This window comes from Erwinia pyrifoliae DSM 12163 (assembly GCF_000026985.1).
GTDB classification, from domain to species: domain Bacteria; phylum Pseudomonadota; class Gammaproteobacteria; order Enterobacterales; family Enterobacteriaceae; genus Erwinia; species Erwinia pyrifoliae.
On record NC_017390.1, the window covers coordinates 2,061,971 to 2,088,412 of the forward strand.

Sequence of the window (26,442 nt, forward strand, 5' to 3'; positions counted from 1 at the left end):
TTGATGACTTTCCCGCCCCCGTTTCGGCATCTTTACCGGGCGCGCCCTCACCTGCTGGTTGCCTTTTTGCTGTCCGTGGTCAGTTTTTTCTTCATTCCTGCCAGCCGTTGGCACAGCGCCTGTTAATCTGCTGGAATGTGCTGGCCTGGCTATATTTGCTGTCACTGTGGTGGCTGATGCTGCGTACGCCGGCAAAAGACATTGCCCGTATTGCTCGTGCACAGGATGAATGCGCCGGAACCGTGCTGGCATTAGTCTGTGTGGCCTGTCTGGTCAGTATTCTGGCAATCCTGTTTGAACTTGGCGAAGTGAAACAGCTTAAAGATGCGGCCCAGGCGCGGCATATTGCCCTCACTGTGGCAACGTTGGTGGTATCCTGGTCGTTACTGCCAACGGCATTCGCCATGCATTATGCGCATATGTTTTATCTGAGCAAGACGGAGTCACATCAGGCCCTGCTGTTCCCCGACAAGCTGCACGAGCCAGGCTATTGGGACTTCATTTATTATTCATTTACCCTTGCGCTAGCGTCACAAACGGCCGATGTAGCTACCGGCAATACCACCATCAGGCGAATTACCACCTTACAGGCAGTCCTGTCGTTTATCTTTAATCTGACCATTCTCGGCCTGTCGATTAATGTGGGTGCTGGCTTGTTAAGCTGATTGGCGTATGAAAGTGTTCGAAAAGAAGTCATCTCTCCTGTGAGGCTACTATGTTAAGACCTTTGCCCGTCGTCACCATTCACTATTGTTCCCAATGCAACTGGATGCTGCGCGCCAGCTGGATGGCCCAGGAGTTACTGCACACTTTCAGCACAGACCTCGGCGCGGTTACGCTCGTCCCCGGCACGGGTGGGATTTACGAAATCACCGTCAACCAGCAGATAATCTGGAACCGTAAAATTGATAATGGCTTCCCGGATGCTGCCGAAATCAAGCGACGCGTGCGCGCCGTCTGTTTCCCGCAGCGCGACCTGGGGCATATTGATCGTCACGCGGATAAATCGTAATAAAATAGCCGCGCGGCGCGCGGCCTGGTCAAGCCTCAGAAATCAACATTAACGCCCAGCTGGAAATTACGCCCCGGCATAACGGCCAGTGCACGGTCATTCATATCGCGCGTTGTCTGCCCGGAAAGAGTGCGGCTGCTCAGGTAATCCCGGTATTTACGATCGGTCAGGTTATAAATACCGCCATTCAGTTTAACCTGCTTGCTGACCTTAACCCAGGCGCTGAGATCCACCACACCATAGCCCGGTACGCGCGTATACTCACTGCTGGAATCGGTCAGGTCGCTGCCGTTATTGAGCCAGGCTTCGCGATTGGTGGCATCTGCCTGTTTACCTTTGACAAAGGTTGCGGTGACCGCAGCCCCGTAGCGCTGTGCCGGGTCATCCCAACCCATGCCAATTATGGCTTTCATTGGGGCAACGCTGTCAAGATCCACATACTTGTCGCCGCTGTAACTGGACTTAGATTTGCCCTGACTGTAGCCGAGCGCAAAGGTGGTATTCAAACCATTCACCTCTTTTAACCAGGTACCGTAGTTAATTTTAGTACTGATTTCACTGCCCCAGAGATACGCATTGTCACGGTTTTCCGCCTGAAAAATCGTCGCAATATTTGCAGGGACATTGGCGAACCTGTCCGGACTCCTCGCCCTGCTGTAACGGGTGTAAGCAATAAAGTTTTTGTAGGTGTTGTAGAACAGTGAGGCGTTGAGAGTCACCCCTTCATTGACCTGGCCTTTTATCCCCCACTCTACGTTATTGCTGGTTTCAGTATTCAGATCGGTATTACCAATTAACGCGTATTGCGCCCCCGGAATATAGTTACTGCCCAGGTTCCAGGAACCATATAGCTGGCTGGCATTGGGGAACTGCACCCCACGCCGGTACTGCAGGTAAGTCATCAGCCCTGGGGTTACCTCGTAATTTAAGCTGATGGATGGCAGCAGCTGGCTGTCAGTGCTGGTTTTCCCGTACAGCTTTTGCGCATCCTCGGGGGTCAGTACGTCGGTACCGGTAGCCATATTCGCCAGGTTTTGTGGTTTCGTTTCCTGATGTGCCACGCGTACGCCCGGCACCACGGCAAAACCGTGGCCAGCAATGTCAAACTGCAGACTGTCCTGTAAAAAAGCCCCCAGCGTCAGGGTACGGCTGTCGGCCTGCGGTTTAGTAACTGATTGCGCTGGCGACTGGCTGAATGGCCGTTCGGTGTCGATAAGCCGGGCGTTAACTCCCGCCAAAAACGCATGGCGGCCCAGCGTTTTCGCCAGCTGCGCTTCATAACCCCATGTTTTTACGTTGTAGTCGGAATAAGTGCGCAGATATCCCGTTGACGGCGATTCCTGCGGACTTAACGTATTATCATGCGCTTGGGTTTGCTGGAGATAGATTTTGTTGCTCAGACTGTCGATCCAGTCAATGTCTGGCGTCCATTCATCCTTCAGGGTTATTCCCCAGCGACGCGTGTTGCTTTGCTGATCAGCGTCACCCAGCGGCTCCTTGAAACGGTCGGTCCAGCTTGCATAGCGGCTATGATTTACTTTGCTATAGAAATCGAGCGTAGCGGCCAGTTTATGCTGTTCATCGGGCTGCCAGATCGCTGAAGTGAGCACGGCATCCGAATGCCAGTTGGCGGGGTAGGCATCCAGCACATCGCTGTTATTACGCGTTTGCTGCCCATCGCGGCGGCTGTAAGCGATCAGGCCGCGCAGATTCCGATCCCCGGCGGCTGCGGTGATGCCATTGTGCCAACTGCGGTTGGCAGAATCGTAGTCGCTCTGATAACCAAAATAGCTCTGTTTATCCGGCAGCAGATAATCATCTGCCGATTTTGGCAGAAAGGAGACCGAACCGCCCATCGCGGTATTGGCGCGAGATGTCGCCGTGGCTCCGGCTTCAATATCTACCCGGGCATAAAGATACGGGTCAATATAATCGCGCCCGATGCCAACGGTGTTAACCCCTGAACGGCTGCCGTAGCCTCGGCCGGTGGCGTCCGGCTGCGGGATGCCATCTACGCTGAGCGCTACGCGGTTACTTTCCAGGCCTCGGATGTTGTAGCCGGCGTAACCCGCGCGGTCGAAGCCGCTTTTTCCGCTGCCTGAACCACTGCTGCTGCCCACCGCACCGACCAGCGGCTGATAGCGCATGATGGAACCAAAGTCGTTAGCGCCGCGTCGCTGCATATCAGCAACGCTAATACTTTCCGTGCTTCCGGCCGCCTGCATAACCGGGGGGGATAGCACGGTCATTAGCGCATTATCCTCTGGCATAGCAAACAATATTTGTTGCTGGCCGGAGCGGTTTTCCGCCAACGCGCCGCTCGGTTGAGCAGCGGAGCTGGTGGTGGTAACGGCAACGCCAAACAACGTCCCCATCATCAGTGACCTGTGAAAAATACCCTGACGGTATGAAAAATTGGACATGGTAAACACCTGAATAGTTTATGAGTATAGGCTCAGGCATGGCTTCCATACGGGAATAGAGGGTCCCAAACACAATTTGACGGGACAAAACTAAAGATGACATTCGCTATCATATACAAATGATAATCATTATCAATAAAAGCATGCACAAATTTACCGCTGTACACAATCTGAGGCATTAAAAAAGCGTTCAGCCGTGATGGGTAAAGGCGTGACAGAGGAGGTGACAGGATACGAAAGTGTCATAACTTGATCAGTTTCAGCGATAAACCGTTTAATGATAGCCAACAGAGGATGCCCGCTATTAAGGTATCAATTCTATCATTTAAGGAGAGAGTTTATGCTACCTGGCGTCTCGGCTGGAATTCCACAAGTTACCCCGTCAACTACAAATATTACTGATAATATAAGTCGCAACGGGGAGGGTTCCAAGGTGTTAGAAAATGTGTTAGGTACAGAAAGCACGAATACTGAATTTCATACTGCAAAGAGTTCCCAAGAAACAACCTTTCTGCATTACCCTGAAATACAACGAGGTGACAAAGCTGCAGTAAAATTAATAAATTTTGTTAACGACGGAACATTAACTGAAAACGTGAAAATTGAGGGTACGGTAAAGTTAGACGGTAGGAATAGTTCTGTAGCCGTTGATTTTCGGACGGGAAAAATGTGGGGTCAGACCCGTAAACATGTTATCGATACAAATATTGATCCAAATATTGATCCAAAAAAAGATCCAAATAAAGGATTTATGTTATTTGTAAACGATGGGAAAATTAATGATATATTTAAAAAATCATTTGAACAAATTAATAAACATAAATTATCTGGAGAAAATCATGCCGCAATATTTGGTGAGTGGTGCGGAGTTGGGGTTATGGATACTGATTCTAAAGATTTCGCCATTAATAAATTGAAGCCTTTATTCGTTGTTTTCGATATTGCATTCTTTAAAGAAGGAAGTAAAAAAGGAAACAAAGCAAGAAATCAGGAATGTCGTTTTTTGCCAGCCAAAATAGTCAACGACATTATAACCAGCGCAAGAAATGGAGGCCAAAGGAATTCATCAGACAATGATCCCTCAACAGCTCAAGAAAGAGTTTTCTGCACAAATGAATTCGAAACCTATGAGCTAACCATAAATCCTCTTACTTTTCAAATAGAAGGCAATATTTCTGCAGGATCAAGCAAATTCCTACGACATAAGGTGCCTGAGCGATTGCTCGAAATCACAAATGATATAATTGAGCAATGCCCTGTAGCCCATAAGCTTGGCCAAAAGGGGCGAGGAGAAGGCGCGGTATGGAGAGTCGTTTCTGATAATCCAAAAACAAACGGCCTGATGTTTAAAGTTAGTGAGACAAAAGACACAGAATCGAAAGCTGGTAACTTGCCCCCTGAGCAGAAAGAAAAAATAAATAGTAAAAACGTATTTATTACAACATTTTTAACGAAAGAACGCATGGAAAAGGTGTGGTCTGAAACGCCGAAGAATCGTGTGTCCCAACCCATCTTTTGTCAGGCAGTGAAAAAGAATATCGGCCTTGAACAACCAGCCAGTGTGGAAGCAAGCGGATTAAAGACGAAAGAAATTCATAAGATAATTACAAGCGTGGCTGGTGATTGGTATATGCAGCACCAAGGCAATGAACAAAAATAATCACCAGGAGTTGGTGATTTTTCATCATTGATCATCACGCTGATTATAGCCCGTTGCTAAGAAGGTCAACGTATCCGACAACCGGATATCGCTTAATCGTGCTGTTCTTTACCATCCTGTCGATTTGTTTTTTAACCGATCAAACCGCTGTCTTAAAGAGCACAGCGGTTATTTACTTCAGATTTCAGTAACCCGCAAAATCGCCTGACGCCTGCCCTTCCAGACGATATGCACCCACTTCGATATATTCCCCGGCTACCTGGTAGCGCTGACCATGTTCGGGATGTTCTCTGCCGAAGTTTCGTGCCGATCCTTCAGGCGGCGAGGTCACCACATTCCAGCCGGCTCGGCCGTTACTTAGCAGATCAAGCGAAGCAAGCTGTCGTGCCTCGGTAAACGGGTCGCTGTAAGAAATGGAAACCGTTCCGGCCAGCCCGATACGTTGCGTGACCGCCGTCAATGATGAGAGTAGCGCCAGCGGCTCGAAGCGATTAAGGAAATGCGGCAGCGATTTTTCATTAATGTGCAGCCCGTCAGCGACAAACAGAAAATCGAGTCCGCCATATTCCGCCTGGCGTGCCAACTGGTGATACCAGTTAACATTAACGCTGGCATCGGCAGGCACGCTATGATGACGCCAGGCGTTCATATAGCCGCCTGCGCCCTGTAACATCAGGCCGAGTTTAATCCGACGTGGGGTTTGACTCATGATATAACTCCGTGCTGATAGAATATGACGTCAGATTTTCTTAAAAACAGCGCGGGTTTAAATACGAAAATCCCCTTTGCAATGCGGCTTTATGGCTACAGCCGTTGGCCACCCGGCGCAATGATTACCTGATGAAGCGTATTGCGTCCTGTGCGCCGGGCGTATGAGGGTGCGCTTTAATGCGATTGGCTGGTTAGCCGCCGTGACCAGGGTTCATAAAAAAGGGGCAGCCAACGGCCGCCCCTGCATTTTGTCCGGCAGAGAATTACATCTGCACCAAATTTTTGATTTTTACGTCCGGATTAACATCCGCTTCATAGTCCACACCGTCCTGCCCGAAGCCAAACAGATGCATAAATTCGGTTTTATAACCGACAAAGTCGGTCAGCTGGTTCAGGTTTTCATTGGTCACGGTTGGCCACAGTGCCGAGACTTCATCCTGAACTTCTGGCTGTAACTCTTTATAGTCCGCGCGCAGGCGACCGGTTTCATCAACAATCGGCGCGGCGTTGTACAGGCTGTCTTTGAACAAGCCGTATACCTGCTCAATGCAGCCCTCGTGGGTGCCTTTCTCTTTCATTACCTTGAACAAAAGGGAGAGATAGAGTGGCATCACCGGGATCGCCGAGCTTGCCTGAGTGACGACCGCTTTCAGCACGGAAACGCGGGCGTCGCCGTTGCCGTGTGCGGCCAGGGTGTCACGAATGGCCAGAACACGCTTATCCAGATCCTTTTTCGCTTCACCGATTGAACCGTTCCAGTAGATATCGTGCGTAATCTTCTCACCCAGATAGGTGAAGGCGGTGGTCTTAGCCCCTTCCGCCAGCACGCCGGCTTCCAGCAATGCATCAATCCACATCTGCCAGTCTTCACCGCCCATTACCGCGACGGTGCCGTCGATCTCTTTCTGTGAAGCGGGTTCCAGCGAGACGTCAGTAATGGTCTCTTTGTCGGTGTTCAGACCGCGTGTGGTCAGCGGTTTGCCAATCGGCTTCAGCGTAGAGTTGAACACTTCTCCGGTTTTCGGATGGGTGCGGCGCGGTGCAGCCAGGCTGTAAACCACCAGGTCAACCTGGCCGAGATCCTGTTTGATCAGTTCTATCGTCTTTTGCTTAACCGCATCGGAATAAGCGTCGCCGTTAATGCTTTTCGCATACAGTCCTTTTGCCGTTGCCAGCTCTTCAAACGCAGCAGAATTATACCAGCCAGCGGTCGCCGGTTTGTTCGCTTCGCCCGGGCGCTCAAAGAACACGCCCAGCGTGTCTGCAGCGCAACCAAATGCGGCAGAGATACGGGCAGCCAGTCCGTACCCCGTAGAGGCACCGATCACCAGCACTTTTTTCGGGCCGGAGGTAATCGCGCCCTGAGCAGTGACGTATTCGATCTGTTTTTCCACGTTAGCTTTACAACCCGCCGGATGGGCAGTAACACAGATGAAGCCACGGATGCGTGGTTTAATAATCATGTCGACCTCAATGTTGAAACTTTTTTCATGAACTTATTGATTAAATACGGCCGCTAGAATACCGCTTATGCCGGTTCAGGCAAAGTGCGGAAACGCGTAAATCACTGTCCAGCCGCTTTTTTGTTATCCAGTGGAAATCAAGCTTATCCTTTCGACATGCGTACAAGTAGTTACTTTTCCGCTTTAAGCAGTGCGAAGCCATCCAGTCAAGCGCCTGAATCTAAAGTATGATCGGATTCAAATTTCAGGAAATTATAAGTCACATCAACTTATGCATTATTAATGCATAGTTAGACACCAAAAAACCGCCCATGTGCCATATATCCACTGTTAAAACCGTTTGTTATGCAGTTAATCGTGCTGGAAACCTCTTAGGATCTCAGGTTTTCGCAATTATTTAAAACGATGGAAACTTTTTTCAATGCTAAATTACTCACCGCTCAGTGAGATGCACTGAGCCATTGACGGTAAAACAGTACTGACAACTCAGCGTCCACCGCCAGGCCACCACTTGCCAACGGACAGGCGCTAACTGAATAAAGGTTTGAAATGGAAAAGCTTTCTTACGTTTCTGATGGCAGCAAAACGGCCTGGTCAACCTATCTGCAACAGATCGATCGCGTTGCGCCACATCTGGGCGAGTTGTCTCGCTGGATAGATACTCTGCGTCATCCCAAGCGTGCGCTCATTGTGGATATTCCTCTGCAAATGGACGATGGCACTATTCGTCACTTTGAAGGTTTTCGCGTTCAACACAATTTGTCGCGAGGCCCGGGAAAAGGAGGTGTTCGCTACCATCCCAACGTTGATCTAAACGAAGTGATGGCGCTATCTGCCTGGATGACCATAAAATGTGCGGCAGTTAATCTGCCCTACGGCGGGGCGAAAGGCGGTATTCGGGTCGACCCCTTCAGCCTGTCTGATGGTGAACTTGAGCGCCTGACGCGCCGCTATACCAGCGAAATCGGCCTGATTATCGGCCCGCAAAAAGATATCCCCGCACCGGACGTTGGCACCAATGCTAAAGTGATGGCGTGGATGATGGATACCTACTCAATGAACCACGGCACCACCATCACCGGCGTGGTTACCGGCAAGCCGATTCACCTCGGCGGTTCATTAGGGCGTGAAAAAGCGACCGGACGCGGCGTATTTATTACCGGCCGTGAAGTGGCACGCCGCAACGGTATTAATATTGAAGGCGCGAAAGTTGCGGTACAGGGCTTCGGCAACGTAGGCAGCGAGGCCGCTCGCCTGTTTTGTGCCGCCGGTGCGCGGGTGATTGCCATCCAGGATCACAGCACCACGCTGTTTAACCCCAACGGAATCGATCTGGTGTCGTTGGGAGAATGGCAGAGCGCCAATAAGAAGATTGCCGGTTTCAGCGGCGCGCGTGAGATTGATGACGAAGCGTTCTGGGATGTGGAAATGGACATTTTGATCCCGGCGGCGCTGGAAGGCCAGATTACCCCGCAGCGTGCGGAAAAGCTGCACTGCCGTCTGGTTTTGGAAGGGGCTAACGGCCCAACATTCCCGGAAGCCGACGACGTGCTCACTTCACGCGGCGTAACCGTCGTACCGGACGTCATTTGTAATGCTGGTGGTGTCACCGTCAGTTACTTCGAATGGGTACAGGATATGGCCAGCTTCTTCTGGAGCGAAGACGAGATCAACGAGCGCATGGATAAAATCATGACCGAGGCGATGATTCACGTCTGGGATAAGGCGCATGAGAAAAGCTGCAGTCTGCGCACCGCCGCCTATATTGTGGCATGCGAGCGCATTCTGATGGCGCGTAAAGACCGGGGGATATACCCGGGATGACAGCATAAGGGACGGCCTGAACCGTCCCTTTTCTGACGCGTTAGAGGACCTGCGCCCGTGGCGGGTGCGCTACGCTTCTGCGCTGACCGCTTCGGCTTGCGCCTGCTGATAACGCTGCTTAAAGGCGTCGTTTTTCTCAACCAGTCCCAGCGCTGCCTCAATCAGCTCATTCTGTACCCGCGTTGTTGCCCCACCGCTGGTCTTCCAGTGAATATACATCACGCACAGCGCAGCGACCTGTAGCTGTTCGCCTTCCTGCTGAGAACCATCGAATTGATACTCTGCCGCTGACCAATGATAAATTGCCCCGACAAACGGCATTTCCCCGCTGTCATCAAGATCCGGCAGCGTGGCGAACAGCGCCTGCATCTCTGGCGTAGCCACATAGTTCTGACGGCCGATGGCATCAAGTTGACGCCCGTGGGCGCGTACCTTGTTGACCTGCTTCGCCTTCGCTTTAGCGCGTTTTTGACGTTTATCCTGTTTGCTGCTCACACGGTTTCTCGGTCGCTGGGAAATCAGGTGGGCAGAATACCACAGTTCGCTCCTCTTTCCCGAGCATCAGTGACAGCAGGCCGTCAGCAATCAGCGGCCCTACCAGTACGCCTCTGAACAGAGATACGCCGAACATCGTACCGATCAGCAGACCACCAACCGGCGTGAGGTAAATAAATAGCTGTTCAGGCATTAACTTAAGTATATGCAGTTAAATTTCAGTGGCTTTTATTTTACTATCGTCTAAATCAATCCAGCTACCTGAACCATCGAAACCTGGTACCGTATTAAAAAATAATAATTCATCCTTTCCCCTTATGCGGAATAATTCTTTTATTTCAGATGTAGTCATCCTGTTAAAATCTTTTACATCAGGAGGGAAAATGCTTTTTACCGATCCACTCGTTCTGTATCTAGTTTCGACAAGGAGACGTAATCTTCTACTCACTTTCTCATGATACACGTAAGGCCCCGTCCACTCCAAGGTGCCATTTATGCGATAGTATTCGATACTTCTTTTTTTGACCCATTGAAGCATAAGCTCCTTACCCTCGCTGGTAATTAGGTTATCGGCTAATCGTAAATTATAATTAATAGCTTCCAGAATTTCCCGTGAAATAGCTGACTGAGGCAAAGAGATTAAAAAAGAATTACTACAACGCTTACTATGAGTTACCCCTTGTAAAAATCCATCGGGTATTTTAACGGATTTGAGTTTGTTTAAAGAAGTGCAGATAATATCGACATCCATATAACAACCCCCTTCCACATACATCAACACTGACCGAGCTATATCACTTGCGGCCGCAAGGTTTTTGTAAGTGCCATTTATTTCTCTAAAAAAAACTGAAGAGAGATAACCAGCTAATGATATATTTTCATTAAATACTTCATTGCTTACGTCCAACTTCGTTACCAGGTTGTCATATAACAATCTGGTGTTTTTTACTGAGATTGATGGACCGAAATTCCTTGCGAGATATCTGTATTGGGAATTAGTTTCAGAATTATTCATTTTATCTAAAGTTGATAATATTGACTCTGACCTCGTTGTCCAGATATATACTCGAAAATCGGGGGCCATCTTCGTGTTTAATAGAATATTAGCCAGATCTTCTGCTGAAATGTCATCTCCTTCCCATGTGAAATGTATCACAGCGGGGATTCCATTGGCGAAAGTGTTTTCATTGGGAGGCCTTATTTCAGTGTGGCAACCAGCGATAGCATTTGTGAGATGACTTGCCGTTCTGTTATTATCAGATATTTCTTTGGATGCTAAATGAAATTCGAGCGGGGAATTTCCCATGTATTTTATCTGAGTTAATATTTCCGGCACTTTTCCCAAGCTGGTATTACTTGCAATTATACTATCCGTGCGATCCTGTTGGCCTGGCATACAATTGGACAGGGGATGAGAGAACATAAAAACCTATAAACTAAAAACATCATTTTATATTTTAATCTCTATTAATGAATATCATAAAAAAGTTTTTTTAAGACTCATGGGGATCCCGGTGCGGCCTGACCGTTATACTAAGGCACGCGATCTGCTGCGTCAGGCGGGGTGATCCGCCTGCGGCTACGGTTGCACAGTATCTGAATTAGGGCCGGATGAGTTGATTCTGGGCTAATGGCGAAGCGCTTGATGCAGCAGACATGATTGATAACATCTTGTTATAACAGGCATAACCATTTATACCCGCCAATCTGGTTATTCCCACTACGGCAGAATTATCGCAGCGCCTCAATTGCGGCGCGCAAGCTGACCTGTGGGCCGCTCAAAACCGCCAGCGTGCTGTTGACGTATTTTTCCGCTCCGCTCATTGATGCCTGCGCCAGCACAATGCAGCCCAACGGGCATTCGGGGCGCTGCAAAATATAGCGTGCTATTTCACGATGATAGCCAGCAATATCACTCCGGTTAAACCATGCCCAGGCACGGGGGATCAGCTCAACGTATAGGCGTTCACCGGGAATAAAGGCGCTGAACAGGCGGGTGGTAGGTTCCAGTGTGGAACGGGCAGTACAAAGCACCAGGATGGTGCCGTGGTAACGTGCGGCCATCCTGGCCAGCGTCGCATCTATGCGCAGCACCGGTTTGCTGAATTCAGCCTGCCATACAGCTATGCCTAAAGTGGTACAGGTAACAATCACCGCATCCGCCTGCTGGCACAGCGCTTCTATCGCCCTGCGCGTGGCGGCGACAATCGCCGGCGTTACCGATCGTTCTGCCTGCGCCTGCGCAAACAGATCGCTCTCTACCCGGTGCAATAACTGGATATCGTCTTCCTTCAGCGCCCTTAGCGACTGCTCGAAGACCTCAATGTTGCTTTCGGCTGCATGCAGACAGGCAATAACGGTCATCGTTGATTCTCCTGAGGGGGACCGCTTAACTGTGGCAAAAATTTCCGTTAATGCCAGCCATCATTTTTGATGGCGATAACAAAAGTTTCTCCTGACAAGCCCCAAAATGATGCAATTGCCCATAAATACGACCTTGGTGGCGAAATGTTTGTTTCGTTTTCCTTCTCTGGTCGCCGAAAACCGGACTTTTTTGCTGGCCGCTGGCTGGTATGAAAATTGCTTATTTCCAGGTTGATACGGACAGGAGAAGCAGCAGATGAAAGCAATGATTATCGGTGCCGGTATCGGCGGAATGTGCACGGCCATTGCCCTGCGTCGTTGTGGAATTGAGTGCGACGTGTTTGAGGCGGTCAAAGAGATCAAACCGGTAGGTGCCGCCATCTCCATCTGGCCAAACGGGGTTAAATGCCTTAATTATCTTGGAATGAAAGAGGCGCTGCGCGCTATTGGCGGCACGATGGATTACATGGCCTACCGGGATTTCCGCAGCGCGGACACCCTGACGCAGTTCAGTCTCGCTCCTTTGGTACAGCATTCAGGCGAGCGTCCCTACCCGGTGGTGCGATCCGAATTACAGGCAATGCTGCTGGACACCTTTGGCCGCAGCCGGGTTCAGTTTGGCAAACGGATCTGCCGCGTGGCGCAGAACGGTGACGGTGTAACTGCTTTCTTCGAGGATTGCAGCGAGGCTCACGGCGATCTGCTGATCGCCTGTGACGGCACGCACTCGGTGGTACGCAAAACGGTGCTCGGCTTTTCTCCGGATCGCCGCTATGCCGGCTACGTCAACTGGAACGGACTGGTAGAGATTGACCCGTCGCTGGCTCCGGTTAATCAATGGACCACCTTCGTTGGCGAAGGGAAACGCGTGTCGCTGATGCCGGTTGCCGGCAATCGCTTCTATTTCTTCTTTGACGTCCCGCTGCCGAAAGGCCTGGCGGAAGACCGCAGCTCGATCCGCGCCGATTTAACCCGCTACTTTGCGGGCTGGGCCGCCCCAGTGCAACGGCTGATTGCGCAGCTGGATCCGGATATCACCAACCGCGTGGAAATTCACGATATCGAGCCATTTGCACCGCTGGTGAAGGGCCGTATCGCATTACTGGGCGATGCCGCACACAGCACCACGCCGGATATTGGTCAAGGCGGCTGCGCGGCCATGGAGGATGCGGTAGTGCTGGCGATGGCGTTGCAAAGCAATTCGCTGGGCATTGAGGATGCACTACTGCGTTACCAGTCTCAACGCGCCGGGCGGGTTAAGGATCTGGTGCTGAAAGCGCGTAAACGCTGTGATATTACCCATGCAAAAGATGCCGCGCTCACCGCCGAATGGTACGCCGGGCTGAAACAAGAGAGCGGAGAACGCATTATCGGCGGAATGTGTGAAACCATTCAGGGCGGCCCGCTGCCCTGAATGGTTTCAGCCCTTTCTCAGCGGCTGTATTTTATACTGGTACCCGTGGAGTTATTGAAGCCCACGGTCAGACAACATCGAATCGATTTCCGCATCGCGGCCGCGCCAGTCGCGATAAAGCTGCTTAAGATCTTCGCTGTTACCGCGTGACAACACTTTGTCACGGAAAAGCTGACCGTTTTCCCGCGTCAAGCCACCGTGCTCATCAAACCAGGCAAAACCGTCGTCGGCGAGCATCTGGGTCCACAGATAGGCGTAATAACCTGCGGCATAGCCGCTGCCCCAGATATGCTGGAAGTAACTGGAGCGATAGCGCGGCGGTACCGCTGGCAAACCGATCTTCTCCTGCTTCAAGGCAGCCTGCTCGAAGCTATCGACCTGCTGTAAAGGCTGCCCGGCACTGAGAGCGTGCCAGTGTTGATCGAGCAATGCTGCGGCCAGCAGTTCGCTCATCTCGTAACCTTTATTGAATTGGCTGGCGCGCAACATTTTGTCGCGCAGCGTGGTGGGCATCGGCTCTCCTGTCTGATAATGACGGGCAAAGTGGCTAAACACCTGCGGGTTACTGGCCCAGTGCTCGTTGAACTGTGACGGGAATTCAACAAAGTCACGCGGGGTGGCCGTACCGGACAGGCTCGGGTAACGCTGGTCGGCGAACATCCCGTTCAGCGCATGGCCGAATTCGTGGAACAGAGTAATGACATCATCCCACGACAGCAGAGCCGGCTGGCCAGCTGCAGGTTTGCTGAAGTTGGCGACGTTATAAATAACCGGCTTACTGCCCAGCAGCGTTGACTGGTCAACGAAGTTGCCCATCCACGCCCCGCCGCCTTTATTGTCGCGCTTAAACCAGTCGGCATAGAACAGCGCCAGCGGAGTACCGTCTTTATCAAGCACCTCATAGACCTTGACGTCCGGCTGATATACCGGCAGATCGGGGCGCGGTTTAAAGGTGATGCCGTACAGCCGTGTGGCGGCATAAAAAACCCCGTTCTCCAGCACGTTGTTCAACTCGAAATAGGGCTTGATTTCTGATTCATCAAGGTCGTATTTCGCCCGCCGCACCTGTTCGGCATAGAACTGCCAGTCCCACGGGGCAACAGCAAAACCGCCTTTCTGCCGATCGATAACCGCCTGTATATCGTCCGCTTCACGCTGCGCGCGAGCGGTGGCAGCCGGAACAATTTTGCGCATAAATTCCAGCGCTGCCTGTGGCGTTTTTGCCATCTGATCCTGGAGTTTCCAGGCCGCATAACTGTCGAAGCCCAGCAATTTGGCCTGCTGCGCCCGCACCTGCGCAAGGCGTATAATCACTTCACGCGTGTCGTTACCGTCTGATTTCTCTGCGCGCGTCCAGCTGGCGTCAAACAGAGTCTTACGTGCTGCGCGATCGCTTAATACCTGCAAATCAGGCTGTTGGGTGGTGTTCTGCAACGTCAGCAACCACTGGTTTTTCAGTCCCCGAGCCTGGGCCGCATCTGCGGCGGCGGTCAGTTCGTCCTGACTTAGACCGGCCAGCTGCTGCGGATTGTGGTACAGCGCGCCTCCGGCTTTGGTCGCCGCCAGCAGGCGATTGCTAAAGCGGGTGCTGAGGGTTGCTGACTCCTGATTGAGCGCTTTCAGTTGCGTCTTGTCTGCGTCATTGAGGCGCGCTCCGGCCAGCACGAACGCCTGCCAGGTGACCTCCACCAGACGCAGCGACTCTGCGTCCAGCTGGAGCTGCTGGCGTTGCTGGTACACGCTGTCCAGCCGGGCGAAAAGTTTGGCGTTCAGCATAATATCATCCTTCAGCGCCGCCAATGCAGGTGACATCTCTTCGTCCAGAGCCTGTAGCTCATCGCTGGTATTACTTGCCGTCATCGCGCTGAAAACACTGTAGACGCGCTGTAGTTTCTGCCCGCTCTGCTCCAGCGCCTGATAGGTGTTGGCGAAGTCTGGCGGGGCAGGATTATTGGCTATACGTTCAATTTCAGCGCGCTTATCAGCGATGGCCGCGACAAGCGCCGGGCGGTAATCGGCGTTTTTTATCTTGTCGAATGGCGGAGCCTGAAACGGCAGTGCACTGGCCTGACTGAAGGGATGACTCTGTTTTGACTGCATCTGGCGGCTCTCCTGTTTTGATTCTGCCGCCTGTGCGCCGGCGGTAAGTGCCATACCGATGGCCAAGACTAACGGTGTTATTCTCATTGTTACTCTGCTCTCCTTTCATCCGGTTACCAAAATTCCAGCATAAACGTTGCGGACGGCAAAATCATTAACAACATTGATATATGGCGATAATTTCTTTTGCCATCGTCGCCGTAGCGTGGTTTTTCGCCCGTCAGATCTGTCGGTCAGCGCTTCAAGCCTAAGGCTTCAGCGCGCTCATCAATACGAAATAAGTGACAGGGTAACGACAATGACGGGTCCTCAACACAGCGGAGGATCGCCCTGCCAGGAGCGCAATTATGCCGACTGCTCCACGTTTGCGCGCTGCCACACGCAGCGACCATTTACCCAGGTAGCGGCGATATTGCGGTCGTCGCCCAGCGTCATCAGCAGAAACAGTTTTTCCCAAATATCGCGGCTGTTGGCGAAGCGCATCTGTTGTAACGCCGTGACTTGCGGGTCCAACACCACGAAATCCGCCTCTTTGCCGCTGGCAAAATTACCGATGTAGCGGTCGAGATCCAACGCCTGCGCTCCGCCGAGCGTTGCGTGATAGAAAGCTTCACAGGCGGCCAGCTTATAGCCGCGCAGCTGGCCAACTTTGTAGGCTTCCCCCATGGTTTGCAACATGCTAAAACTGGTGCCCGCCCCCACGTCAGTACCCAGTCCCAGCTTGACGCCCTGCTGCCAGCAGCGCTGAAGATTGAATAAACCGCTGCCGAGGAACAGGTTTGAGGTTGGACAGAAGGCGACCGCCGACGCAGTATCGTGCAGGCATTGCCATTCTCTGTTTTCCAGATGCAGGCAGTGGGCAAACAGGCTGCGTTTACCGGTGAGCTGATAATGGTGGTAGACGTCCAGATAGCCGTCATGCTGCGGGAACAGCGCTTTAACCCAGGCGACCTCCTGCGGATTTTCGCTCAGGTGGGTATGTAACCAGACATCAGGGTACTCGCTGCGTAACTGCTGCACTTTTTCCAGCAGCTGTGGCGAAGAAGTCGGAGCAAAGCGTGGCGTCAGCGCGTAGTTCAGACGCCCTTTGTTATGCCAGCGTTCTATCAGATCCCGCGTTTGCTGGTAACTCTGCTCCGGGGTTTCAGTCAGTTCTTCTGGCGCATTGCGATCCATCATCACCTTACCGGCAATCAGCCGCATCCCCAGTTTTTCTGCCGCCGCAAACAGTGCGTCAACCGACTGCGGATGGACGGTGCCAAATACCAGCGCGGTAGTGGTGCCGTTGCTCAGCAGCTGTTCCAGGAAGAACGCCGACATCTTTGCCGAATGGTCTGCACAACGGTACTGCCCTTCCACCGGGAAGGTATAACGGTTAAGCCATTGCAGAAGCTGCTCGCCGTAAGCACCAATCATTTCAGTTTGCGGATAGTGAATATGGCTATCGATAAAGCCCGGTACAATTAACCGGCCGCGATAATCAAGGATAGTCTCGCCCGGCCTTAACAGCTGCCGGCCCGCCTCCCATTCTGAGAGCGAGACAATGTGCCCCTCATCCAGCAGCAGCAGTCCGTCTTCGAGGTAGCGCGCGGCTTCAGCCAGGTTGAGCGGGTTGTCAACCGTATGGGTGATATCAAAGAAACTGGCACGGATGGCGCGCGTATAGCTCACTGACATAGTTATTCCTTTACAACATTCCCGGCAGCTGGGAAGTTTGATGATTGAGAGTTGCCTTTGCAATTGTTATGCCAGCGGATATACGCCTGATAACCCCTTAAATGACAGAAGGTTAAATTCTTCCTTCTGGTTTATCGCCTGCATTATCACTTCGAGTGCGCGTCCGGTAGCTCGCCGGATAAACTGTTGCAAAGCCCTGTTTTGTCAATCCCGGAGCTTATTTGAATTTTGCTTTGCACATTGTTAACGCAATCGTAAAAGCCGCCGCATGCTGTTGGTGCAGTTATTTCGTCTTAAGTTAATCATTCGCTTATTATCAGCCGGGCCGATCGGGTGGTAAGGTGTTCACAACCTAAAATGCATTGAGGAACATTAAAATGATCGTATTTATTACCGGCGCGACAGCCGGTTTTGGTCAAAGCATCGCCCGCCGCTTTGTCGCCATGGGCCATCAGGTTATTGCCACCGGTCGCCGTCAGGAGCGGCTGGATGCCCTGAAGCAGGAACTGGGCGCCAGCCTGTACCCCCTGGTGCTGGATGTGCGCGACCGCAGTGGGATCGAAACAGCCCTGAACAGCCTGCCGGCGGAGTGGCGCAATATCGATGTACTGGTCAATAACGCCGGACTGGCTTTGGGGATTGAACCCGCGCAGCAGGCCAGCCTGCAAGACTGGGAGGATATGATCGACACCAACAATAAAGGCCTGGTGTATATGACACACGCTATCCTGCCTGGCATGATAGCGCGGAACGTCGGGCACATCATTAATATGGGTTCCATTGCCGGTAGCTGGCCCTATCCGGGTGGCAATGTCTACGGTGCAACCAAAGCATTTGTCCGTCAGTTCAGCTTCAACCTGCGTACTGACCTGCACGGCACCGCGCTGCGCGTCACCGATATTGAACCAGGTCTGGTAGGCGGTACCGAGTTTTCTCATATTCGTTTCAAGGGCGACGATGCGCGTGCTGACAATGTCTATCAAGGCGTTGAGGCTTTAACGGCAGAAGATGTCACCGAAGCCGTCTGGTGGGTGGCTACCTTGCCTGGGCACGTTAATATCAATGCGCTTGAGATGATGCCGGTTGGGCAGAGCCAGGCGGGCCTGCGCGTGCACAAAATCGCGTAACCGTAAAAGCAGAATTCAGTGATTCTGCCAGTCAACGTAGATTTAAATCTCGCTTAAGCCTCAATGGCGCGGTTGGCTGACTGGTTAGCGCCTTAAAGCTGGTGATATACTGGCAGACAAGATCCGCACAGTCATTACGGCTGGCAGCCTACAGAAGGGAACCGAATATGAAGACATTGCAACAACGCCTGGCTCAGGCCACGCTACCGCTGGTGGTGCTGGCCGCGCTGTTTACCGTGGCACACGGCGCACATGCACAAACTGAGCGTTTGATCATTGAAAATGGTGATAACTCGTTGAGCAAAGAACAGGCTCGCGAGCAAAAAGAGCAGTGGGATGCTACCCATAGCCTGCGCGGCAAGGTCAATAACCGCGTTGAGAAGCAGTTCGATAAAGTTGATCGTGCCTTCGATACCCAGGACGGCTGCGAGAAAAGCCTGAACCTTAACGCTTACTGGGAACCCAACACCCTGCGTTGCCTGGATCGTCGTACCGGCCGCCAGGTCACCCCATAATTGACTTTACTGCTATAGTGACAGCTCGGTCAGAGACAAAAGGATGAGATGATGAAAGGTTTTAAATGGGCTTTATCTGCACTGCTGGTTGTCACGCCGCTTGCAGCAACGGCATCGTGCGAGTCGGTGAAAGCGGATATTAACCAGAAAATCATCAGCAATGGCGTACCCGCCTCGGGGTTTAGTCTGGACATTGTGCCGAATGACCAGGTCGACCAGGCGGGCGGTCAGGTCGTAGGCCACTGTGAAAGTGATACCCATAAAATCGTTTATAAGCACGTGAGCGGTGCAGCTGAAAATGATGCGTCAGCCAGCACGGGAACCTCGCGGGATAGCTCACAATAGCCTGACAGATAAGGCGCCCCGAAACGGGTCGCTTTATCTGCTTTTAATCTGCCTGACGGGCCGGGATCAATCGTGATACCGAAAGGCTCAACAAGGCAATCACCGTCGACACGACAAAAACCCAGTGCAGCGAATGCGCAATCTCATTAAGAATGATCTCCAGGCTGGCGGGTGCTATCTGCTGCCGTTCGCTGTGGGACATGACCTGCTGCACCGGGTTCTGATATTGCGGCAGGCGTAACAGCAGATTGTAGTTGAGTACGGCTCCCATCAGCGCGGTCCCCAGCGCCGACCCCAGCATGCGGCTAAACATTATCGATGCCGTACTGATGCCTCGAATGGCAAATTCCGCCGTGTTTTGCACCGCAATCAGGAAGGTCGTGCTGCTCATTCCCATCCCGCAACCAATCACAAAGGCAAAAACGCCGGCATGCCAAACGGGACTTTCACGGTGGAGGGTCAGCAGCAGTCCTGTTCCCGCGACCAGCAGCAGTGAACCCAGCAGCGCGGTAAAGCGATATGAGGTGCGCTGCATCAGACGCCCGCTAAAGGTACTGGCCAACGGCCAGCCTATCGACATCATTGCCAGTGCGCTGCCCGCCTGTAAAGGCGTACCGCCGTTTATTCCCTGAATCCAGGTCGGCAGAAAAGCACTGATACCCATCATCGCTGCGCCGATCAGCAGGTTGCCCGCATTACCCGCCAACAACATGCGGCTGCGCCAGATAGCCAGAGGAAAGAGTGGTGCGCCGGAATGGCGTTCGTGGCGTACCAGCACAGCCCCGGCCAGCAGTGCCAGCATCAGCAGCCCGGCCACCGCTAACCCGCCAAGCGTTTCCGCCTGCAGTAGCGCCACCAGTAATGCACTGACGCTCAGCATCAGCAATCCGCTGCCGGTCAAATTAAGCCGATGCGCACCGGAGGATTTTGATTCGGGAAAATAACGCGCTAACAACAACATGGAAACCAGCCCTGGCGGAATGTTGACCCAGAAGATCAGCGACCAGTTGAAATGCTGCACCAGCCAGGCCCCGGTCAGCGGGCCGATAATCGCCGCTATGCCCCATACGCTTGACAGCCAGCCCTGGATCCCTGCCCGCTCCTTCGGCGGGTAAACATCGGCAATGATGGTTGAGGTCAGCGGCATGATCGCTCCCGCGCCCAGTCCCTGAAAGGCACGAAAGAGGATCAGCCAGGCCATATTAGTGGCAAACCCGCACAGCACGGAACCGACAAGAAACAGCCCGGTGCCAATAAAAAATACCCGTTTTCTGCCCCATAAATCAGCCAGCCTGCCATAAATTGGCACGCTGATGGCCTGAGTGAGCAGGTAAATAGAGAACACCCAACCGAACTGAGAGAACCCACCCAATTGCACAATGATGGTGGGCATGGCCGTCGCCACAATGGTGACTTCGATCGCGGCCATAAACATCGCCAGCATTGAGGCGACCAATACCCAGTGGCGATGCGTAACCTGATTATTCATATCTTCCAACTCTTGCCACATTTGTCTCTTCCCGGCGATGCGTCTTGTCATTGTGCATGAAATAGCGCACAGCAATTTTCAGATTGTGCTAACGGTGTTGGTGACAATGTCACAGAATCAGGCTCGTCAAACCCTTGACCGCTACTGCGGCTTTACGCCAGCTGCCAGCAGTGTAGCTTATTTCATCAAGTTATTTTGAGCCAGGCTTTACTGGCAGAGGTGCGGCGGATAAGGACAAACGATGGTGCACAGACCCTCAGCAGAGAAGCTGCATGTGACAACGTCACAGCAGCTAAACGGGATATGACGTTGCAGATTGACGACAAACAGCGGGCAACAGGTGAGTTTTCAGCAAATCCAGCCACGTTCGGCCGTGGCTGCCGCCGTTACGCCAGAGGTGACAGATCGAGATATTGCGCCAGATCGCGGGTTTCCGGGCGCGGCAGATAAGGCACCTCCCCCAGTAGCGGAGCCGGGATTTGTCCGCGCAGTACGTTAATGATTTCAGCATAGTGCGCCAGCCCCGGATTAATGCGGTTAGCTACCCAGCCCAGCAGTGGCAGGCCATCATTCACTACCGCCTGGGCGGTTAACAAAGCATGGCTGATACAGCCCAGCTTAATGCCCACAACCAGTACCACCGGCAGCCGCTCCTGCACTGCCCAGTCTGATAACGGACGCAGATCGCTCATCAGACTACGCCACCCTCCCGTGCCTTCCACGATGATATAGTCGGCGTGGTCATCCAGCGCCTTCAGCCCACCGCTCAAGGCCTCATAACTGACCGGCGTCGGGCTGGTGCTGATCTCGTCATCCAGCAGCGTTAACGGGTTTATTGCCTGATAGGGCAAGGCCACGGAAGAAGATGCCTGCAACACCAACGCGTCCTGATTACGCGCCCCTTCGGCGGTTTGCTTACTGCTTTTGGCCACAGGTTTATAACCCACACTGCGTTTACCTGCAGCTGCCAGCTTTTGCAGCAAGGCGCGCGATACCACCGTTTTCCCAACTTCCGTATCCGTTCCCGTGACAAATAACCGTGTTGACATAGCATGACTCCGGCAGCCCCGGTTTGGGCTGATTGGTATTTTAGTGCTCAATGGGAGCCAAAAGTGTAGGACACTACCGGTTATCAAAGATTGCGTTAGCGCAATCTTTGGTTATCTATCAGCCTTGCATCAGTCTGATGAGCAGCGACCCGTCATAGAGCGCTTCTTTGACCAGCGCTGCGGCGGACAGGGTGCCGGACTGCGCAAACCGTGTGGATTCTACGCTGAGTTCGGCGCTACAGGCGGGTAAGGCCTGCTGGCGAATACAACCAGAAATAGCCGGAAACAGAATCGACCGGGCGCGGTTTAGCGGTGAACCTATAAGGATTTTCTGTGGATGGAAGAGATTGACCATTATGGCCAGGACCCGTCCCAGGCTGCTGCCCACCCCGCTGATGATGTCGCAGGCCAGACGATCTCCGGACAGCGCCGCATCACACAAAGTGTCGATCGTCAGTGGCTGATGATGCAGGACAGAACCCGTCGACGACGACAGTCGCTGCGCAGCCAAATTAACTATGTTGTTGATGCTGGCAACCGTTTCCAGGCACCCCTGGTGACCGCAGCAGCAGCGTTGGCCATAAGGATCGACCTGAATATGTCCAATCTCGGCCATTGTGTTGCCGCCACCGTGAAGCAATTGACCGGCGGTAATGACACCGGCACCGACGTTCTGGTCAATCACTAGCTGAATAATATTGCTGGCATTGCGCGAGGCACCAAACAGCGATTCTGCCCGGGTCCAGGCACAGATATCATTTTGAATGAAAACAGGTAGCCCGGTGAGTTTTTCAAGTTCAGGCCCCAGCGGCATGTTATCAACCTGATAGAACGGGAGGTGCTGAACAATGCCGGTTCGGCTGTTGATCCTGCCTGAGAGCGTGAAGGCGATCGCGGTGAGGCGCTCAAGTTGATGCTGGTGCTGGGTGAAAAACCGATCGATATGCTGGAGAATGCGCGCCAGCAACGGTTCTTCAGCCGCTGCCAGCAAGGGTTGTTGCTGTTCGACAACCAATTTACAGCTCAGATCGCGAAGTGCGATGTCGATCTCGCCATTACCGATGCGTATAGAAAGGAAATGCCAGGCGTGACTGTCAAGCACCAGGCCAATCGCCGGCCGCCCCCGACATCCTGCCTCCTGGAATTCAGTTTCCTTCACCAAATGAGCCTGCAGCAGTTCTCGCACGATTTTGGTGATACTGGCCGGAGACAAACGCGTTTTATTGGACAGCTCAATGCGCGAGACCGGGCCGTAGCGGTCGATCAGCCGATATACGTTTCCGGCATTCATTTGCTTAATATGGTCAATATGGCCGGGCAGGCTATCCGTAATCACATTTGCTCCTTATTATCACTTTTTGCTGCAAGGTCATTGAAATCTGCCAATATTGGCGGTTATATTCTCGCTATCTGTTCATGGTGAAACACTTCACAGATGGCGTCAACTGCTTGATTCGAAATGTGATTTACAACACAAAACTGACGTTAAGTGTTCTTGTAGTTTACGAATGGGTGACAGGCGGCAATAACAATTCCTTCATCGCAGCAGCGACAGCAGGCATCTCACGCTGTTTCGACCAAACCAGCCAAACTTCTGAACGCGCATCCTGCTCTTGCAGTGGGATCCAGACGACATCATTCAGCCGCACCCGGTGGAATGACGCGGGCAGAATCGAAACGCCCAGACCGCCCGAAACTAAACCAATTATGGTCATCGCCTCCCCCACTTCCTGGGCAATATCAGGCTGGATATCATAGCGTTGCAGCAGCTGGATGATTTCGCCGTACAGGGCGGTACCAACGCCCGGGTCGAAGAACACGAATGGCTCCAGCGCCAGTTCACTCAACGCAATCTGCTGTCGGTTCGCCAGCCGGTGCGCACGGTGCACCAGTGCATACATTGGTTCCTGTAGCAGCAACTGATGATGAAAAGTTTCAGGGAGAATGGTATTGCGCATGACGCCTAAATCAAGTCGCCCATCACTGAGCGGTGCCAGCTGTTGACGCGTGTTTATCTCCTGCATTTCGACATGAACCGATGGGTAACGCTGGCGGTAGGTAAACAGTGCATTTGAAACTGCGTTAATCAACGGCGCTGATGAGGTAAACCCAATACGTAGCTCCCCTTCATCACCGCGATGCAGTCGCGCCGCTTTGCTAACCGCCTGACCAACCTGTTGCATAATCAGGCAGGCATCTTTGTAAAACTGCTCACCGGCCGCAGTGAGCCGCACGCTGCGATTGGTGCGGGCGAACAGTCGCGCCCCCATTTCCTGCTCAAGCAGTTGGATCTGCTGACTAAGCGGCGGTTGTGAGATATTAAGCCGCAGTGCAGCACGACCAAAATGCAGTTCTTCAGCAACGGCGATAAAATAGCGCAGATGACGCAGCTCAATATTCATATCTCAGAAGTATCATTTCAGATTATTAATATATTAGACATCATAAATCATCTTTCTTACCCTTTACAGGTTGATCACTGCCAATAACCTTAAGGATCCAAAGTGAACCGCTCCTCTCAGGCCGTCACGCTGCCCAAACGTGCTGAACGGTCAGCGTCTATTCCTTTATCGACTTCTGTAATCAACAACAATGTGTATATCAAACGTGGCACGCCGCAGTTTATGCGCGTCACTATGGCGCTGTTCTCGGCCGGGCTGGCGACTTTTGCTTTGCTCTATTGTGTACAGCCTGTTTTGCCGGTTTTGTCGCATGAATTCGGCGTATCTCCTGCTGCCAGTAGCATATCGCTGTCCATCGCTACCGGGCTGATGGCGCCTGGCCTGCTGGTAACTGGGCCATTATCCGATGCTATCGGGCGTAAATCGGTAATGGTTACGGCGCTGCTGCTTGCCGCCGTGTGCACCCTGCTTGCCGCCACCATGACCAGCTGGCACGGTATTTTATTGATGCGTGCGCTTACCGGCCTGGCACTAAGCGGCGTGGCTGCGGTGGGGATGACTTATCTTAGCGAAGAGATGCACCCCGGCGTGGTGGCCTTTTCAATGGGGCTTTACATCAGCGGTAACTCGATAGGTGGCATGAGCGGCCGCTTGATCAGCGGGGTTATCACTGATTTCAGCAGCTGGCGAATAGCGTTGATGGTCATCGGCTGCTTATCTCTGGCGGCCGCATTGATGTTTTGGAAAATCTTGCCAGCATCTCGTCATTTCCGCCCGACATCGCTCAAACCGCGTAACCTGCTGCTAAATTTCCGCCTGCACTGGCGCGATAGCGGGCTACCTTTGCTGTTTGCCGAGGGGTTTCTGTTGATGGGGGCATTTGTCACCCTGTTCAACTACATTGGCTATCGTTTATTGTCGGCTCCATTTTCGCTCAATCAGGCGGTGGTCGGTCTGCTGTCGGTCGTCTATCTGACCGGATCATGGAGTTCGCCGAAAGCAGGTGTGATGACGGCAAAATATGGTCGTGCTCCGGTGTTGCTTTTCTCAACGGCCATTATGTTGACCGGACTGCTTATGACTCTGGCAGGTAACATCTGGCTAATCCTTTTGGGCATGATGCTGTTTGCCGCCGGTTTCTTTGCCGCACATTCAGTCGCCAGCGGCTGGATTGGCGCACGCGCGCGCCGCGCACGCGGTCAGGCTTCATCACTGTATCTCTTTTTTTATTACCTTGGTTCCAGCGTGGCGGGTACGTTAGGGGGCGTGTTTTGGCATCATTTTGGCTGGTACGGCATTACCGGTTTTACTGCTGTTATGCTGCTGCTGGCGCTGATGGTGGGTTCAAGATTGCACACCATGAAACTGTAATTGTCGTTTTTGCCCCTGCGCCGGGATTATCCGGCGCAGCTGGCGCTAACCTTCGCCATAAGCCTGTTCGATTACCTTATCCGGTCTCCATGCGGCCAGGCGGATAAGGAGATGTTGTAGATGAAATTATTTGGCGCGCAAAACAATGAAGCCAGGCTTTGACGACATATATTCAACAAAGGGCGAATCAACTACCTTCATGTTAGCTGACAGCGAAGAGGCATTTCTGAACCAGACTTTTCCATCACCCTTTATCACTATTCCGGTATGTGAAACATCCAGCCCCGCCAGTTTAGTGTAAACGCCCACGTAATCACCCGTTTTCAGATTATCCAGCACCACGGTATCGATTTTATCGCCGGGAATGTAGTTTATTTCTCTGGGCCTGACGCCGAGGCCAGATATATATTCGCTGCCGTCTGCTTTGGCGTTAAGATGCTTTTGCACGCTGACATAGTCAGGACTGATATCGCGTGTGACATCGGCAACGTTCTGCGGGCTGGTAGCGAACCAGTCGGTGAAAAAATGCTTCCTGCTGTAATAGTCAACCTTCTCTTGTGCATACCTTATCGCGATCAGGTTGGTAAGAAAGTCTTTCTGATGATTAACCCGTGTCAGTGCTTCAACGTAATCAATCAGGGTAAAACAATCGACGCCATTAAAATCGGCCACCAGCACCTCTTTCATATCCGCCGATCCGATTAGCGTGTTGCCCTTGTAAGGGGTGCCCAGAAAAGCCGATGATACGGAACCCACCCGTTCACCGTGATTATCGTCACCGGCTGGAATCACCTTATCGCGGATGATTTGATTCACTTTGTCTGAGGTGAAACGATCCATATTAATTTGATATTCATTGCCGTCTGTTTTTGTGCAGGAAACCAGGCAGGCTGAAAGCAGTAAAAGAAGAGCTGTTTTTTTCATTGGTATTTTCCCTAATAAATTATCCTGGCGGACATTTAATAACATATCGCCCTTACTGCAAACGGTAATAAGGCTTC

21 protein-coding genes and 2 pseudogenes are annotated in these 26,442 nt (G+C 52.3%); 9 read left to right on the forward strand and 14 right to left on the reverse strand.

Annotated elements, in window-relative coordinates; all coding sequences use genetic code 11:
• The first annotated feature begins 3 nt into the window (after positions 1-3).
• Together EPYR_RS09195 and EPYR_RS09200 are read left to right on the forward strand one after the other, a co-directional pair.
• A pseudogene (locus EPYR_RS09195) lies at positions 4-665 on the forward strand (DUF1345 domain-containing protein).
• A 50-nt stretch (positions 666-715) separates the two neighbouring features.
• Complete coding sequence (locus EPYR_RS09200; protein ID WP_012668135.1) at positions 716-1,012, forward strand: Rdx family protein; 297 nt, start codon at positions 716-718, stop codon at positions 1,010-1,012.
• A 35-nt stretch (positions 1,013-1,047) separates the two neighbouring features.
• Here the strand turns inward: EPYR_RS09200 and EPYR_RS09205 are convergent, their stop codons facing one another.
• Complete coding sequence (locus EPYR_RS09205) at positions 1,048-3,435, reverse strand: TonB-dependent hemoglobin/transferrin/lactoferrin family receptor (protein ID WP_012668136.1); 2,388 nt, start codon at positions 3,433-3,435, stop codon at positions 1,048-1,050.
• A 340-nt stretch (positions 3,436-3,775) separates the two neighbouring features.
• On the opposite strand from EPYR_RS09205, the gene EPYR_RS09210 reads away from it, so the two are divergent.
• Positions 3,776-5,095 carry an RNA ligase family protein gene (locus EPYR_RS09210; protein WP_012668137.1) on the forward strand — a complete coding sequence of 440 codons (1,320 nt, stop codon included), beginning with the start codon at positions 3,776-3,778 and terminating at the stop codon, positions 5,093-5,095.
• Between the two features lie 184 nt (positions 5,096-5,279).
• Here EPYR_RS09210 and EPYR_RS09215 read toward each other — a convergent pair whose 3' ends face one another.
• Complete coding sequence (locus tag EPYR_RS09215) at positions 5,280-5,804, reverse strand: LLM class flavin-dependent oxidoreductase (protein ID WP_014538927.1); 525 nt, start codon at positions 5,802-5,804, stop codon at positions 5,280-5,282.
• 265 nt (positions 5,805-6,069) lie between these two features.
• A complete protein-coding gene (fabV, locus tag EPYR_RS09220) occupies positions 6,070-7,269 on the reverse strand; it encodes an enoyl-ACP reductase FabV (protein ID WP_012668138.1) in 1,200 nt (399 codons plus the stop codon).
• Positions 7,270-7,818: 549 nt separating this feature from the next.
• On the opposite strand from fabV, the gene EPYR_RS09225 reads away from it, so the two are divergent.
• Positions 7,819-9,093 carry a Glu/Leu/Phe/Val family dehydrogenase gene (locus tag EPYR_RS09225; protein WP_012668139.1) on the forward strand — a complete coding sequence of 425 codons (1,275 nt, stop codon included), beginning with the start codon at positions 7,819-7,821 and terminating at the stop codon, positions 9,091-9,093.
• A gap of 69 nt (positions 9,094-9,162) precedes the next feature.
• Here the strand turns inward: EPYR_RS09225 and EPYR_RS09230 are convergent, their stop codons facing one another.
• From EPYR_RS09230 to EPYR_RS09245, 4 genes and pseudogenes are all read right to left on the reverse strand, one after another.
• Positions 9,163-9,588, reverse strand: a complete 426-nt coding sequence (locus EPYR_RS09230; RefSeq protein WP_014538931.1) for a hypothetical protein — start codon at positions 9,586-9,588, stop codon at positions 9,163-9,165.
• Between the two features lie 55 nt (positions 9,589-9,643).
• Positions 9,644-9,754: pseudogene (locus EPYR_RS21060) on the reverse strand (DUF441 family protein); the annotation flags it as partial.
• A gap of 45 nt (positions 9,755-9,799) precedes the next feature.
• A complete protein-coding gene (locus EPYR_RS09240; RefSeq protein WP_226060736.1) occupies positions 9,800-10,894 on the reverse strand; it encodes a glycosyltransferase in 1,095 nt (364 codons plus the stop codon).
• A gap of 425 nt (positions 10,895-11,319) precedes the next feature.
• Positions 11,320-11,952, reverse strand: a complete 633-nt coding sequence (locus tag EPYR_RS09245) for a hypothetical protein (RefSeq protein WP_012668143.1) — start codon at positions 11,950-11,952, stop codon at positions 11,320-11,322.
• A gap of 256 nt (positions 11,953-12,208) precedes the next feature.
• Between EPYR_RS09245 and hpxO the strand changes: the two genes are divergently transcribed.
• On the forward strand, positions 12,209-13,366 hold the full coding sequence (gene hpxO / locus EPYR_RS09250) for an FAD-dependent urate hydroxylase HpxO (RefSeq protein ID WP_012668144.1): 1,158 nt from the start codon (positions 12,209-12,211) through the stop codon (positions 13,364-13,366).
• Positions 13,367-13,417: 51 nt separating this feature from the next.
• Here hpxO and dcp read toward each other — a convergent pair whose 3' ends face one another.
• Together dcp and guaD are read right to left on the reverse strand one after the other, a co-directional pair.
• Positions 13,418-15,553: a peptidyl-dipeptidase Dcp gene (dcp, locus tag EPYR_RS09255; RefSeq protein ID WP_012668145.1), complete on the reverse strand. Its 2,136-nt coding sequence runs from the start codon at positions 15,551-15,553 to the stop codon at positions 13,418-13,420.
• 258 nt (positions 15,554-15,811) lie between these two features.
• Complete coding sequence (guaD, locus tag EPYR_RS09260; RefSeq protein ID WP_012668146.1) at positions 15,812-17,143, reverse strand: guanine deaminase; 1,332 nt, start codon at positions 17,141-17,143, stop codon at positions 15,812-15,814.
• A gap of 377 nt (positions 17,144-17,520) precedes the next feature.
• Between guaD and ydfG the strand changes: the two genes are divergently transcribed.
• The 3 genes from ydfG to EPYR_RS09275 all read left to right on the forward strand — a co-directional run bounded on the left by ydfG (position 17,521) and on the right by EPYR_RS09275 (position 19,130).
• The gene (gene ydfG, locus EPYR_RS09265) at positions 17,521-18,270 is read left to right on the forward strand and encodes a bifunctional NADP-dependent 3-hydroxy acid dehydrogenase/3-hydroxypropionate dehydrogenase YdfG (RefSeq protein WP_012668147.1); all 750 of its coding nucleotides are present in this window, start codon (positions 17,521-17,523) and stop codon (positions 18,268-18,270) included.
• Between the two features lie 167 nt (positions 18,271-18,437).
• A complete protein-coding gene (locus EPYR_RS09270; protein WP_012668148.1) occupies positions 18,438-18,785 on the forward strand; it encodes a DUF1283 family protein in 348 nt (115 codons plus the stop codon).
• A gap of 48 nt (positions 18,786-18,833) precedes the next feature.
• Positions 18,834-19,130, forward strand: a complete 297-nt coding sequence (locus tag EPYR_RS09275; RefSeq protein WP_014538936.1) for a DUF1161 domain-containing protein — start codon at positions 18,834-18,836, stop codon at positions 19,128-19,130.
• Positions 19,131-19,173: 43 nt separating this feature from the next.
• Here the strand turns inward: EPYR_RS09275 and EPYR_RS09280 are convergent, their stop codons facing one another.
• From EPYR_RS09280 to EPYR_RS09295, 4 genes are all read right to left on the reverse strand, one after another.
• Positions 19,174-20,640, reverse strand: coding sequence for an MDR family MFS transporter (locus EPYR_RS09280; protein WP_012668150.1), 1,467 nt, complete (start codon positions 20,638-20,640; stop codon positions 19,174-19,176).
• A 365-nt stretch (positions 20,641-21,005) separates the two neighbouring features.
• Complete coding sequence (gene bioD / locus EPYR_RS09285) at positions 21,006-21,668, reverse strand: dethiobiotin synthase (RefSeq protein WP_012668151.1); 663 nt, start codon at positions 21,666-21,668, stop codon at positions 21,006-21,008.
• Positions 21,669-21,786: 118 nt separating this feature from the next.
• Positions 21,787-23,004, reverse strand: a complete 1,218-nt coding sequence (mlc, locus tag EPYR_RS09290) for a sugar metabolism global transcriptional regulator Mlc (protein ID WP_012668152.1) — start codon at positions 23,002-23,004, stop codon at positions 21,787-21,789.
• Between the two features lie 166 nt (positions 23,005-23,170).
• Positions 23,171-24,070, reverse strand: a complete 900-nt coding sequence (locus EPYR_RS09295) for a LysR family transcriptional regulator (RefSeq protein ID WP_012668153.1) — start codon at positions 24,068-24,070, stop codon at positions 23,171-23,173.
• Positions 24,071-24,172: 102 nt separating this feature from the next.
• Here EPYR_RS09295 and EPYR_RS09300 point away from each other — a divergent pair, with 102 nt between their 5' ends.
• Positions 24,173-25,441 (forward strand): MFS transporter, encoded by a 1,269-nt coding sequence (locus EPYR_RS09300; protein WP_012668154.1) that lies wholly within the window; start codon positions 24,173-24,175, stop codon positions 25,439-25,441.
• 126 nt (positions 25,442-25,567) lie between these two features.
• Here the strand turns inward: EPYR_RS09300 and EPYR_RS09305 are convergent, their stop codons facing one another.
• Positions 25,568-26,365 (reverse strand): DUF1460 domain-containing protein, encoded by a 798-nt coding sequence (locus EPYR_RS09305; protein ID WP_012668155.1) that lies wholly within the window; start codon positions 26,363-26,365, stop codon positions 25,568-25,570.
• Between the last annotated feature and the right edge of the window lie 77 nt (positions 26,366-26,442).